The organism is Catonella morbi ATCC 51271 (assembly GCF_000160035.2).
Lineage (GTDB): Bacteria > Bacillota > Clostridia > Lachnospirales > Lachnospiraceae > Catonella > Catonella morbi.
The window spans coordinates 603606-617663 of the sequence record NZ_KI535367.1; the positions used below are offsets into that span (position 1 = coordinate 603606).

Consider the following 14058-nt stretch of genomic DNA (forward strand, 5'->3'; position numbering starts at 1 on the left):
ATTGATGTATAATCATCTGTGAAAATTTGATTCTGTGCTTTGTCTGTCAATAATATTCCTGCCTGTCTTATTTCATCTATGCAGTTTCTTAATAATCCAATGCTTTCACTGCACCATCTGCCAAACCTTTTTTTGATTCTTATTATTCTTTCATTTTCCTGCCTTGCTCTTATAATTTTTTCTTTTTCCTTTGCTGATAAAGCCATTTTTCTTCCATGCTCTACCATAAGGCTGAAATCATCAATAAGTTTCTTTGCTGCCTGATACTGTGTCAGTCCAAACATCCTTGATACATAATCAATAGCATCACCGCCTATGCCACAGGCAAAGCAGTGGTAATTCTTATCAATCTTCATACTGGGATGCTTATCCCTGTGGAAAGGACAGCAAACCATACCATTTTTTCTTATAGCCAGACCATATTTTTCAGCAGCCTGTCTGGCGGTAAGGTGCATTTTTATTTCTGTAAAAATATTCAATATGTAATTTCTCCTTTTCTTTGGAGAAAGTCTTTGCTATAATGAGTTTGCGAACAGTTATAGAAAAACTTTCCTTTTTATAATTTGCTGCCCCTGTTACCAGCAGGGGTATTTTCATTTAGATTGTTAAGCATATCCGCTACTTTTTTCTGCTCACTCGGATATAGATGCCCATATGTATTAAGTGTTATTCTAATATCCTTATGCCCTAACCTCTCTTTAATGAGGAGTGGCTGGATTCCCTGATGAATCAGATAGGCACAATGTGAGTGGCGCAAATCATGAACTCTTATTGGCTTCACATCGGCTTTTGCAGTATGCCTTTTCATAGAGTGCTGCAATGCTTCAGCTACAATTGGGAACAGCCTTGCATCTCTTGGATATTTATAGAGCCTTTCATAGTAGCACTTAATATCATCCATTAAGAACTTTGGAACCGCTACAGTACGGACCGAATTATCTGTCTTAGGCTCTGTAATTATATCCTGCCTGTTCATTCTATAATATGTCTTAGAAATATGAATTGACATCTGTGTAAAGTCAATATCATTCATTGTAAGAGCCAGCAGTTCTCCCTCACGCATTCCTGTCCAGAATAGAATTTCAAACATAAGATAATGCATGCTTGTTGTGTCATATGTCCGGATAAAATGCTGGTATTCATCAAATGTCCAGAATGTGATGCTCCTGTCATCCGACCTTCCCATCTTTTTTACGCTCTTACAGGGATTAACCCTTAAAGAATAAATTTTTACAGCATGTATGAATATTGCTGTTACCTGATTTTGCAGCATTCTGAGATATGCTTCTGAAAATTCATTATTCTCCTTGATAGTTTTCTGCCAGGCTATGATATCAGCCGGCATAATCTCATTCATTTTCTTCTCTCCAAAATATGGTATTACATGCGTATCAATCATATATCTTTTATTTCTTAATGTTCTCTGCTTTAGCTCTACCTCTTTGTCTTTCAAGTATATTTCCACAAATGAAGCAAATTTCATATCCATATCCGCTTTTGAAATTCTTACAAACTCTGCTTCAAACTGCTGTGCTTCTCTTTTTGTCTTGAACCCCCTCTTATTCTTTTTGTGCCTTGCTCCCGTCCGGTCTGTATAATAAAACTGGCTTCTCCACATATCTCCGTCTTTATATGCCGGCATACTTCCTCCTTTCATCTAAGCCGAAATCCCATAGAAACGCTCCTTAAAATACCTTATTGAAATTTTCCCTGCTACAATCATATATCCCTGCCTTGAAAGTTCTTGATTCATTTTCTGAATCAGTTTGTATGAATGTCCTTTCGATATGCCAAGGATATCCGCTACCTCCTTTGCTGTGTAATACACTTTTTCTTTGTCCATGTGTTTTTCCTCCTTTTTATAAATTCAGTTTCATATAGCGTTATCGCTACTTTATTTACATTATCATTATATGTAGCGTATACGCTACTGTCAAGTAGTTTTTAAAGATTTTTGTAGCGATTTCACTATATTTATGCTATACTTGTAAAAGAATGTAAATCTGAGTAAAACCTTTAAAAATATATTGAAAGGAAAATACTATGGACATAGCTGAAAGAATTAAAAGATTAAGAGAACTGTATAATATAACTGCTAATGAATTGGCTGAGATTACCGGCATACATCCTGTATCAATACGAAAATACGAAACAAATAAAATGGTTCCTGGAATTGAAGTCATTGATAAAATGTGCAATGCACTTAATCTTTCCAGAATGGTATTTGAAGGAATTCCAAAACAGAATACTGATTTTCATTTTACCGGAGATTTTTTTCAGGTATTATTTCTACTGCTTGCAAATAATACACTGAATGCCGAAGGCCCATTCTCTCTAAATCTTGAAAATAGACTTGACAAGACTTATTTTACCTTGAACCCTCTGCTCTCAAAGTATATTAAAATTTGGAATGGCGACACTGAAATCCCATTGGAGAATTTAACTATTACCCTCAATACCGATGACGACATGGAAGATAACAGCATATGGTTCAATTCTTATCTATATAACCTGTCTCATTCCTTCACCGAGGTTGCAGAGAAACAGCAGTTTGACCTCATGCTAACAGACCATGGCTGGAAAGAACATCTGAAGGGATTTGACAGTTACGAAGATTCTCAGATAGCTTTACAGAAAGTACTTGATTCAGGCGGCACATTATATGACTATATCGAGCATCTTGAAGTCCCTGAATTAGTAAAAAATCAACTAATTGGTCACTATGAAGATGATTGGATATTTAATCATTTGAAAGATGAACAATTTCCTGTTAAAGAGGATTTTAATACCAGACTCAATTGGATAATGCAAAGGCGCGAGCGAATCAAACAGTATAAGAAAGAGCACCCAAAATATAAAGAAGAAATCAAAAATTTTACCATAAACGAAGCCAAATCTAAGCAGAAATAACTCCCCCTTGGCTCTATTCCCTAAAAAAATAGAGCCAAAATAGAGCCACAGACACCTTTACTTCACCTAACTAAAGTTTCAAAACCCACAAAAAGCCTCCCGGGGTCATCCCCGGAAGGCTCTATTTTACTTAATTTCTATCCAATCAGCTAATATTACTCAACGATAGTAGCAACCTTACCTGATCCAACTGTTCTACCACCCTCACGGATAGCAAAACCAAGACCGGCTTCCATAGCTACCGGATGGATGAGCTCAACTGTAATCTCTGCGTTATCACCAGGCATACACATCTCTGCATCGCCGTTAAGTGTAACTACACCGGTAACGTCTGTTGTTCTGAAATAGAACTGTGGACGATAGTTGTTGAAGAATGGAGTATGACGTCCACCCTCTTCTTTTGAAAGAACGTAAACCTGAGCTGTAAACTTCTTGTGGCAAGTTACGCTGCCCGGTTTGCAGAGAACCTGTCCTCTTTCAATCTCGTCACGGTTAACACCACGAAGAAGAGCACCAATGTTATCACCTGCTTCAGCAGTATCAAGAAGCTTACGGAACATCTCGATACCTGTAACTGTTGTCTTTCTATTCTCTTCACGACCACCAACGATCTCAAGTTCGTCATTAAGTCTGAGTGTACCACGCTCTACTCTACCTGTAGCAACAGTACCACGACCTGTAATTGTAAATACGTCCTCAACAGGCATAAGGAATGGCTTATCTACATCACGCTCAGGATCCGGAATGTAAGAGTCAACTGTATCCATAAGTTCCATAATCTTATCTCCCCAAGGACCATGTGGATCCTCAAGAGCCTTAAGAGCTGAACCTCTGACGATTGGGCAACCTTTGAAACCATACTCTTCAAGCTGCTCTGTAACTTCCATCTCTACGAGATCGATAAGCTCCTCATCATCAACCATATCACACTTGTTAAGGAATACTACGATGTAAGGAACACCTACCTGACGGCTGAGAAGGATGTGCTCTCTTGTCTGAGCCATAACACCATCAGTTGCAGCAACAACGAGGATAGCACCATCCATCTGTGCGGCACCGGTAATCATGTTCTTAACGTAGTCAGCATGTCCCGGGCAGTCAACGTGTGCATAGTGTCTCTTAGCTGTAGAATACTCTACGTGAGCTGTAGAGATAGTGATACCTCTTTCTCTCTCTTCCGGAGCCTTATCAATATTTGCGAAATCTACCGCAGCATTTCCTGACACTCTCTCAGAAAGAACCTTTGTAATAGCTGCTGTAAGTGTTGTTTTACCATGATCTACGTGACCAATGGTACCAATATTACAATGTACTTTGCTTCTCTCAAATTTAGCCTTTGCCATTTTGAAACTTCCTCCTTAATTATGGAAAATATTGTGATTAATCTAAATCACTATTCTTTATTCCGGTCAGCTTTGATAGCCTTGTTAAAATGTACCAAAGTTGACCATATTAAGACTTATTATATTCTAAAAACTGTATATTTGCAAGTAAAATTATTATTATTACTTACCGGATTTCTCCTGATTTTTTGCAGAAAGAACTTTCTCCTGAACGTTCTTAGGTACCTGCTCATAGTGATCAAAGAACATTGAGTAGTTACCGCGTCCCTGCGTTCTTGAACGAAGGTCTGTAGCATAACCGAACATTTCAGCGAGAGGTACAAAACCTTTTACCATCTTACCGCCGCCGATATCTTCCATACCCTCGATACGTCCACGGCGTGAATTGATATCACCGATTACATCACCCATGTACTCTTCAGGCATTGTTACTTCAACCTTCATAATAGGTTCAACCAGAACTGAACCACCCTTGTTCATAGCATCCTTCATAGCCATAGAACCTGCTACATGGAAAGCCATTTCTGAGGAGTCAACTTCATGGTAAGAACCATCGTATACATTAGCATGTACACCGATAACAGGGAAACCGCCAAGGATACCTGCCTTTGTAGCCTCTTCGATACCTTCGAAGATTGGCTGTATGTATTCCTTAGGAATAGCGCCACCGACAACGGTAGATTCACACTTAAATGTCTCTTCTGAGTTAACATCAAGCGGAGCAAATTTAACTTTACAGTGACCGTACTGACCACGTCCACCGGACTGTCTGATGTACTTAGCTTCAACTTCACAAGGTTTTGTAAGAGCTTCTCTGTATGCAACCTGAGGTGCACCAACATTAGCTTCTACATTGAACTCGCGAAGGAGACGGTCAACGATAATTTCAAGATGGAGTTCACCCATACCTGCGATAATTGTTTGTCCTGTCTCTGTATCTGTATGTGCCTTAAATGTAGGATCCTCTTCTGCAAGCTTAGCAAGGGCCTCACCAAGTTTACCCTGTCCTGCTTTAGTCTTAGGCTCGATAGCAAGCTCAATAACCGGCTCAGGGAATTCCATAGACTCAAGTATTACAGGATGCTGCTCATCACAGATGGTATCACCTGTAGCCGTTATCTTAAGACCTACTGCTGCTGCAATATCTCCTGAGAATACCTGTTCAATCTCAGAACGCTTATTAGCGTGCATCTGAAGTATACGTCCTACTCTTTCCTTCTTGCCCTTAGTAGCATTAAGCACATAAGAACCTGAATTAAGAATACCTGAGTAAACTCTGAAGAAAGCAAGTTTTCCTACGAATGGGTCTGTCATAATCTTGAACGCAAGAGCTGCAAAAGGTTCTTCATCAGACGAATGCCTAACGACTTCGTTTCCTTCCATATCAACACCTGTGATATCAGGGATATCTGTAGGTGCAGGCATGAACTCCAATACTGCATCAAGAAGTTTCTGAACACCCTTGTTTCTGTATGCCGTACCGCAGCAAACCGGAATAGCCTTGCAAGCGATTGTTCCCTTACGAAGAGCTGCCTTAAGGGCAGGTATCTCAGGGATATTGCCGTCAAGATACTCCATCATAAGATCATCATCAAGCTCACAGCATTTCTCAATAAGCTCATCATGATAGATTGCCGCATCATCTTTCATATCATCAGGTATATCTGTAACGTTAATGTTCTCTCCCTTATCTCCTTCGAAGATGTAGGCTTTCATCTCAAACAAGTCAACAACACCCACAAATGTATCTTCTTTTCCTATAGGAAGCTGAAGAAGCACTGGGTTCTTGCCAAGCTTAGTCTTAATCTGCTCTACTGCTCCGTAGAAGTTCGCACCAAGTATGTCCATCTTATTGATATAAGCCATACGAGGTACATTGTACTGATCAGCCTGCCTCCAAACGTTTTCAGACTGAGGCTCAACTCCGCCTTTTGCACAGAATACACCTACTGCACCATCAAGTACACGAAGTGAACGCTCAACTTCAACAGTGAAGTCTACGTGTCCGGGTGTATCAATGATGTTTATACGGTATGGGAGTGCTCCCGGCATTGGCTTACCCTCTTTTTCAAGAGTCCAATGACAGGTTGTAGCCGCGGATGTGATGGTTATACCTCTTTCCTGCTCCTGAGCCATCCAGTCCATGGTAGCAGTGCCTTCATGGGTATCACCAATCTTATAATTTACACCAGTGTAGAATAAGATACGCTCTGTAAGAGTAGTCTTACCTGCATCGATATGAGCCATAATACCGATATTTCTGGTTCTTTCAAGTGGATATTCTCTTTTAGCCAACGATTTTTCCTCCAATTACCAGCGATAATGAGCGAATGCCTTATTAGCTTCAGCCATCTTGTGCATATCCTCTTTTCTCTTAACCGCTGCTCCGGTGTTATTAATAGCGTCTAATATTTCGTTAGCAAGTCTTTCTTCCTGTGTTTTCTCACTTCTGGCGCGAGAAAATGTAGTAAGCCATCTGAGTGCTAACGCCTGTCTTCTTTCAGGTCTAACCTCTACAGGTACCTGATAAGTAGCACCACCGATACGGCGAGCCTTAACCTCAAGTACAGGCATGATGTTATTCATAGCCTCTTCAAAAGCATCTACTGCCTTCTTGCCGCTCTTCTCTTCAACACGAGCAAAAGCGCCATATACTATCTTCTGTGCTACACCCTTTTTACCGTCAAGCATTATATTGTTTACTAATTTAGTAACAAGTTTGCTGTCGTAAATCGGATCTGCAAGCACGTCTCTTTTTATTATATGTCCTTTACGTGGCACGTTTCTTCCCTCCTAAACAGAATTCTGATTACAGATTCTTAGGTACTCACTATCATTATTAGTGTCCGTGCTGGGTAAATCTTAATCCCGCACTTTTAATCCTAAAATCCTTGTTCGATTGTTACCGCTAATTATTTAGCTTCCTTTGGTCTCTTAGCACCGTATTTACTACGAGCCTGACGTCTCTTAGCAACACCTGCTGTATCAAGGGTACCACGAACAATATGATATCTTGTACCTGGAAGGTCTTTTACTCTACCGCCGCGGATAAGAACAACGCTGTGCTCCTGAAGGTTATGTCCTTCACCAGGAATGTAGCTTGTTACCTCGATACCGTTAGAAAGACGTACTCTGGCAATCTTTCTAAGCGCTGAGTTAGGCTTCTTAGGTGTAGCTGTTCTAACTGCTGTACAAACACCTCTCTTCTGTGGAGAAGAGTGCTCAACAGTTGTCTTTCTTAAGGAGTTAACTGACTTCTGCAGAGCAGGAGAGTTAGACTTCTTAGCAACAGTCTGTCTACCCTTTCTTACGAGCTGATTAAAAGTTGGCATTAATTTTCACCTCCTATTTTCTTATTTTTGATATCTGTGCAATTATCTGCACACAAAATCTACGCCTGTCAGACATGCGTATTTATCATTATATTACATTTTAACGGCTATGTCAAACGGAAATTTCTTATTTTTTAAGCTTCATCGCAACATTTGCCATAAATATCATTCCACAAACTCATACATCTCTTTAGCTTCATCCTTCTTTACGGTCTCAGCTATTTCGGTAATTTTTACTTTTAACTGCTTATCCCCGAAACCGATTGTAATTATATCCCCAATCTTTACCTCTGTGCCTGCCTTTGCCTGCTTGTCATTTACATATACCCTGCCCGCATCACAGGCTGACTTTGCTACCGTTCTTCTTTTTATAAGGCGTGACACCTTTATATATTTATCAAGTCTCATTTTTCATTCTCCTATCAAAAAAGGAGCCATCCTCTCAGACAGCTCCCTCATTTTTATGAAGTTAATTACTTCTTTGTCTTTGTGTTGATTGCATCCTTAAGAGCCTTACCAGCCTTAAACTTTGCTGCGTTTGAAGCAGGAATCTTAATTGTCTTCTTTGTCTGTGGGTTTCTTCCTTCTCTTGCAGCTCTCTTTGATACTTCAAATGTACCAAAGCCTACTAACTGAACTTTTCCACCCTTCTTAAGCTCCTCAGTAACAACGTCTACAAAAGCCTTAACAGCCTTCTCTGCGTCAACTTTCTTCAACTCAGTTTTTTCAGCAATAGCTGATACAAGTTCTGCCTTATTCATGGAATAAATCCTCCTATAATTTTCTTGTGCGGATATAAATCCGCATACAACAATAAGTCTACAAATTACTTATAAACTTATTAAAGCGATTTGTCAAGTAATTTTAAGGGAAAATACTTGATTTTTAGGCATTTTTAGAATATTTTAATGATTCTCACCTATATTTCCCTCAAGTTCAAGCTCTTTAATGTCAATTTTGTCTATGTTTTCCCAATATATATCAGCTACATATTTGCTCTCCCAAATATTGTAATCCTCGTTAAAATATATTTTTGCATCTTCTTTTCTTACACCCAGCTTCGCAGTATAGCCGTTGAAAAATTTTGTTGCCAGATAATTTTCCATATAGATTCCCGCCACCAGCTCCTCATCAAGGTAATATTTAGCCTTAAGCACCGGATCTATCCCCTTAAGCTGTTCTTTGGCAGTCTTTTTTATTTCTTCTTCCTCAGCCTCAGTAAGGGTATATCCCTGTTCTTTTGCCTCTGCCACCACTATCTTAAGTCTCGCTATTTCTTCAATTATATCGGTTTTAAGCAGTTCCTCTATGCTTCTTCCGTTTTTGGTTACCTTCCACACACCGTCTCCGAGAAAGGCTTCAAAATCTCTTTTAGTCGCCAATAGATAGAATTCAAATTCAGGGTAGAAAACCACCTTGTCTCCTATTCTTATTATAGGAATATCGGCACTGGCCGTTTTAGTAATGGCCGGACCAATTTCCGTTAAAGCGAGTTCAACCGCTTTCTCATTTTTGTTGACTTCGCTTTTATCTCCATAGCATAAAACTGCCGATACCGCACCCAAAAACACCAATAGGAAGGCACCAAGCTTAAATATAAATTTCTTTGCCATCATCCCTCCTTTATTTCTTCCTTCAGCCTGCAAGGCGCCAGTGCCATGGTCAGACTTATGAGAAGCTTTATCTTATCTTCAGCCTTAGTTTTATGAGTTCCGTCGCCGAATTTATATTCAAAATAAGTTTCCTTACCGCTTCTGAGCCTGAGCCTGCCTTCATTATCAGCCATAACTTCACTTATTTTGTCTATATCGAATTTTACTTCATTATAAATAGAAAATCTTGCTGTTTCACCTTTACATTCTACCTTTGTAGTCCCAATTTCATGTGCCATCTGTCTGATAAACGAAATATTTACAAGGTTATCAACCGCCAACGGCATTTCTCCATAGCGGTCTATAAGTTCATCTTTCAGCTCAGAAAGTTCTTCCTCTGTGAAAATTCCCGCTATCCTCTTATACATTTCAAGCCTTGCCACTTCATTTCTGATATAATCAGCCGGAATATAAGCCGAAGCTTCTATATCTACAGCGGTTTCAAACTCATCCGCTGCCACCTTTTCACCTTTAAGCCTCTTTACCTCCTCGTTAAGCATCTTACAGTAAAGATCATAGCCTACAGCTTCCATGTGCCCTGACTGGCTCTTACCCAAAAGATTTCCCGCACCTCTTATTTCAAGATCCTTCATGGCTATTTTAAATCCTGAACCAAGATCTGTAAACTCCTTTATTGCCGCAAGTCTTTTTTCAGCAATTTCCTTAAGCATACGGTCACGTTTGTACATAAGAAAAGCAAAGGAAGTTCTTGAACTTCTTCCAACACGTCCTCTTAGCTGATAGAGCTGCGATAGTCCCATTTTATCGGCATCATCTATAATTATTGTGTTTACATTTGATATATCAAGACCTGTTTCTATAATTGTAGTAGAAACCAGCACATCAATTTCACCATTTATAAACTCAATCATTATCCTTTCAAGCTCTCTCTCATTCATCTGTCCATGTGCAAATGAAACTCTGGCTCCCGGAATCAGTTCAGCAAGTTTTGCAGCCCTTTCATCTATCCCGCTCACCCTGTTATATACATAATAAACCTGTCCGTTTCTGCCTATTTCCCTGTTAATAGCCTCTCTTATTATCTCATCATCATGCTCAAGCACATAGGTCTGGATAGGAATTCTGTCCACAGGAGGTTCTTCAAGCACCGACATATCCCTTATTCCCACAAGGCTCATGTGCAGGGTTCTCGGAATAGGGGTTGCCGATAGGGTAAGCACATCCACATTTTCCCTGAGCTTCTTTATTTTTTCCTTGTGGCTCACACCGAAACGCTGTTCCTCATCAATTATTAAAAGCCCCAAATCTTTATATTTAATCTCAGCCGACAACACCTTATGGGTGCCTATAACTATATCTATAAGGCCTGCTTTCAGCTTCTCCTTTATCTTTTTCGTCTCTGCCGCAGACTTAAATCTCGAAAGAAATTCCACAGTTATCGGAAAGTTCTGCATTCTTTTTGAAAATGTAGTATAATGCTGACCTGCAAGTATGGTGGTAGGTACAAGCATAACCACCTGCTTCCCCTCAGAAACCGCCTTAAAAGCCGCCCTTATGGCAACTTCCGTTTTTCCGAAGCCCACGTCCCCGCAGACCAGCCTGTCCATAATCTTTATGCTCTCCATATCAGCCTTCACATCTTTTATGGCATTTAGCTGGTCATCCGTTTCATCATAGGGGAACATCTCCTCAAATTCCTGCTGCCAGACTGTATCTTTACCATATCTGAAACCTTGTTCCTGCTGTCTTTTCGCATACAATTCCACCAAATCCCTGGCTATCTCACTTATGGACTGTCTCACCTTGGACTTGGTCTTTTTCCAGGCCTGTCCGCCTATCTTGTCTATCTTAGGCTTTGCACCGTTTGCACTTGAATACTTCTGTAAGACATCAAGATTTGTAGTGGGCACAAATATACTCACATCACCGCTGTAATCCACCTTTACATAGTCTTTGGTAACTCCTTCAACGGTAAATTGTTCTATACCTCTGTACACCCCTATACCATGATTTTCATGAATTACATAGTCTCCCTCATGCAGTTCTGAAAAGCTCGCTATCGAAGCTCCGTCTATCTTCTTTTTTTTCCTGTTTGTTTTCTTCTTCTCAGCTCCAAATATATCACTTTCGGAGATAATGGCGAACTTAATGGAAGGATATTCAAAGCCCCGCCTCAGGTTGCCCTGTATGGTCACAACTTCCCCACTTACAGGCACTCTCTCATCTGTGCTCAGGTAGTTAGCCATAAGTTCTCTTTCTCTAAAATCCTCCGCAAGCCGCTCAGCCCTTACCTTGGAAGAACTTACCACCACAACCTTATATCCTTCTTTTTTATACCTTGTCAAATCTTTTATAAGGGTTTCAAAACTGTTATTATAGGGATTTACATTGCGGGAAAGTACATCAAACCTTTGCTTTGCCTTTATATCACCCGTCCTTGTTTCCAGCAGGCTTAAAAGTACCGTAGACTTGCTTTCAAGCTTTGCAAGTACCTTCTTGTAATCCCAGATTGTATCTGCCTGTTTTGAAAGTATATAGCCTTTTGTGAGCCTGTTAGTCATACTTTCACGCCATTCAAAAGAAACCGCCTTCCCCTTTTCTTCTATCCTTATAGGCTCATCTATGAAAAAAATATCTTCTTCATTAAAATAATCAAAAAAAGTCTCGGTTTCATCAAAAAAGTAATTGATATAGCTGTCTATACCAAAGGAGCCTCCATAAATCTCAAGGTTATCCTTAAATTCTTCAACCACCGAGTTTATCCTTGCCGCCTCTTCGGTTTTCATCTCGGCTCTGAACTTCTTATATACTTCTTCCTTTTCTTTATTTAACTTCTTAAGCCCCGCAAGCTTTCTTTCTTCATCTATGATTATTTCTGTGGCAGGATAAACCAAAAGCTCCTCCACATTTTCTATGGAACGCTGGCTCTCTACATCAAAGGCTCTTATGGTATCAATTTCATCTCCCCAAAATTCCAGTCTGAAAGGGGTTTCCTCAGTCAAAGGGAAAATATCAAATATATCACCTCTTACAGCAAACTGCCCCTTACCCGAAACCTGGGAAGTCTTTTCATAGCCAAGCTCGGAAAGTCTCCTTGCAAGTTCTGTAATATCAAAACTATCCCTTACTGAAAGTTTAACAATCTTTTCTTTCACATAAGAAAGCGGCAGCACCCTGTCAAGCCCCGCCTCTAAACTTAAAATTATGGTAGATGGTTTGTCTTCAATCAGCCTTTTTAATACCTCAAGTCTGCCGCTTATTATCGCATTTCCATGTACATCTGCCGCAAAAAACATAATATCCTTGGCCGGATATATAACAGCCTTTTTATCATAAAGCTTCATATCCGTCTGAATTTCCCCGGCTCTTATCTCATCATAGGTGATAATAACTCTATGTCTTTTTGATGTCCCCTTGGACAGGGTTTCTATGATATTGCTTTTTTCAGCATCCATGCAACCTGTAATAAGTATGGGCAGTTTGCCTTTGTTGATATGATTTATTGCTTCATTTATTTCTTTTAATTCTAAAAGTGGCTTTGTTAATAAGTTCATCTTATCTCCTTATATCTCTGCCTTTATCCCGTTATACTTATTCATAGCTGTCTCCGCCCCTTCTTTCATTACAGTAAGAATTGCCCCTCCCGCCAATTCTATCACTTTTCTTATAAGAGGCTCCGTATCTCTGTCAAATCCCGAAAGGACGTGGTCTGCCAAATCTCCCCCCTCAGGCTTACCGCCCACACCAAGCTTAATACGGATAAACTCGTTGCCGCCGATATGAGATATTATACTCTTTATCCCATTATGTCCTCCGGCACTTCCTTTTACACGTATTCTTATGTTTCCCGGTTCAAGATCTATATCATCCTGAATAATTATCAGCTCTGTCTTCTCATCTATTTTATAAAAATTCACAGCCTCGCCTACCGCCTCTCCGGAAAGATTCATGTAAGTCTGAGGTTTCATAAGAAGCACTTTCTCCCCATCTATAAATCCCTGTCCGAGCTTTGATTTAAACCCTGTTTTTGAAAGGCTTATATTATATTTATCCGATAAATAAGTAATTACGTCAAAACCTATATTGTGGCGGGTACCCGCATATTTTCTGTCCGGATTACCAAGTCCTGCTATTATATACATAAATCTCCTTCTTTCTAAATCTTAATCAGTCACAACGATTATACATCAAATTTTATTTTTTTGCACTAAAAATGAGAGGTCAAAAGACCTCCCATCACATATTCAGCCAAGCCTCTGCTAAGCTGTTCTGTTAATTTTCTTCTTTTACCGGAAATTCCATCCAGTTTCCGTTCTCATACTCTGTTACGATTGCTTTCTGGAGTCTTTCCCTGGTCTCCGAATTAATAGGGTGAGCAATATCGTGGTATTCTCCGTCATTGGTCTTTCTGCTAGGCATCGCTATAAAAAGACCTTTGTCTCCGTCAATAATCTTAATGTCATGAACCACAAACTCACCATCAATAGTTATCGAGGCAACTGCCTTAAGTTTACCTTCTTTGGCAACTTTTCTGATTCTGATGTCTGTAATATTCATATGTGACCCCCCTGTTGTGTTTGACAGTATAGCTTCTCTGCCATTATCGGTTTTAAGTTACAAATTTGACCTCTGCCTGTAAAGCACCCTAAGCTTAATCAGACCCTCTAGTTTTGGATAATATTATAGCATATTTGAACAAAAAATTCTATTGTATTAATTATGCATTAATCCAAAGATTTATAGCATTTTTTTGTATATTTTTATTACTGTTTTGAATTATTACATTCTTTTAAATGACCATATGGTCATTTAAAAAACAACGGTAACATTCTTTACTGTTTCTTCATTTACAAACCTTTA

At 39.5% G+C, this 14058-nt stretch carries 14 protein-coding genes; 1 reads left to right on the top strand and 13 read right to left on the bottom strand.

All coding sequences use genetic code 11. The features are described 5' to 3' along the window. The 3 genes from GCWU000282_RS15855 to GCWU000282_RS06305 all read right to left on the bottom strand — a co-directional run. Positions 1-479, bottom strand: a 479-nt coding sequence (locus GCWU000282_RS15855; protein WP_242828931.1) for a CHC2 zinc finger domain-containing protein, incomplete at its 3' end; no start/stop codon positions are given. A gap of 77 nt (positions 480-556) precedes the next feature. After that, a complete protein-coding gene (locus tag GCWU000282_RS06300; protein ID WP_035039669.1) occupies positions 557-1642 on the bottom strand; it encodes a site-specific integrase in 1086 nt (361 codons plus the stop codon). A 15-nt stretch (positions 1643-1657) separates the two neighbouring features. Continuing rightward, complete coding sequence (locus GCWU000282_RS06305; protein ID WP_023354210.1) at positions 1658-1843, bottom strand: MerR family transcriptional regulator; 186 nt, start codon at positions 1841-1843, stop codon at positions 1658-1660. 200 nt (positions 1844-2043) lie between these two features. On the opposite strand from GCWU000282_RS06305, the gene GCWU000282_RS06310 reads away from it, so the two are divergent. Beyond that, positions 2044-2910, top strand: a complete 867-nt coding sequence (locus GCWU000282_RS06310) for a helix-turn-helix domain-containing protein (RefSeq protein ID WP_023354211.1) — start codon at positions 2044-2046, stop codon at positions 2908-2910. Between the two features lie 155 nt (positions 2911-3065). On the opposite strand, the gene tuf is transcribed toward GCWU000282_RS06310, so the two are convergent. The 10 genes from tuf to spoVG form a co-directional block, all read right to left on the bottom strand. After that, positions 3066-4253: an elongation factor Tu gene (gene tuf, locus GCWU000282_RS06315; protein ID WP_023354212.1), complete on the bottom strand. Its 1188-nt coding sequence runs from the start codon at positions 4251-4253 to the stop codon at positions 3066-3068. Positions 4254-4415: 162 nt separating this feature from the next. Continuing rightward, positions 4416-6548, bottom strand: a complete 2133-nt coding sequence (fusA, locus tag GCWU000282_RS06320; protein ID WP_035039670.1) for an elongation factor G — start codon at positions 6546-6548, stop codon at positions 4416-4418. 15 nt (positions 6549-6563) lie between these two features. Further along, positions 6564-7034, bottom strand: coding sequence for a 30S ribosomal protein S7 (gene rpsG, locus GCWU000282_RS06325; RefSeq protein WP_023354214.1), 471 nt, complete (start codon positions 7032-7034; stop codon positions 6564-6566). 131 nt (positions 7035-7165) lie between these two features. Next, positions 7166-7585 (bottom strand): 30S ribosomal protein S12, encoded by a 420-nt coding sequence (rpsL, locus tag GCWU000282_RS06330; protein ID WP_023354215.1) that lies wholly within the window; start codon positions 7583-7585, stop codon positions 7166-7168. Between the two features lie 165 nt (positions 7586-7750). Next, on the bottom strand, positions 7751-7993 hold the full coding sequence (locus tag GCWU000282_RS06335) for an RNA-binding S4 domain-containing protein (RefSeq protein ID WP_023354216.1): 243 nt from the start codon (positions 7991-7993) through the stop codon (positions 7751-7753). 65 nt (positions 7994-8058) lie between these two features. Further along, entirely contained in the window at positions 8059-8346 is a 288-nt protein-coding gene (locus GCWU000282_RS06340) for an HU family DNA-binding protein (RefSeq protein WP_023354217.1), read from the bottom strand. A gap of 144 nt (positions 8347-8490) precedes the next feature. Next, the gene (locus GCWU000282_RS06345; RefSeq protein WP_035039672.1) at positions 8491-9198 is read right to left on the bottom strand and encodes a hypothetical protein; all 708 of its coding nucleotides are present in this window, start codon (positions 9196-9198) and stop codon (positions 8491-8493) included. Then, complete coding sequence (gene mfd, locus GCWU000282_RS06350) at positions 9198-12752, bottom strand: transcription-repair coupling factor (protein ID WP_023354219.1); 3555 nt, start codon at positions 12750-12752, stop codon at positions 9198-9200. The genes GCWU000282_RS06345 and mfd overlap by 1 nt, the downstream gene beginning before the upstream one ends. 9 nt (positions 12753-12761) lie before the next feature. Continuing rightward, on the bottom strand, positions 12762-13340 hold the full coding sequence (pth, locus tag GCWU000282_RS06355) for an aminoacyl-tRNA hydrolase (protein ID WP_023354220.1): 579 nt from the start codon (positions 13338-13340) through the stop codon (positions 12762-12764). Between the two features lie 130 nt (positions 13341-13470). Next, entirely contained in the window at positions 13471-13755 is a 285-nt protein-coding gene (spoVG, locus tag GCWU000282_RS06360) for a septation regulator SpoVG (RefSeq protein WP_023354221.1), read from the bottom strand. Positions 13756-14058 lie beyond the last annotated feature (303 nt).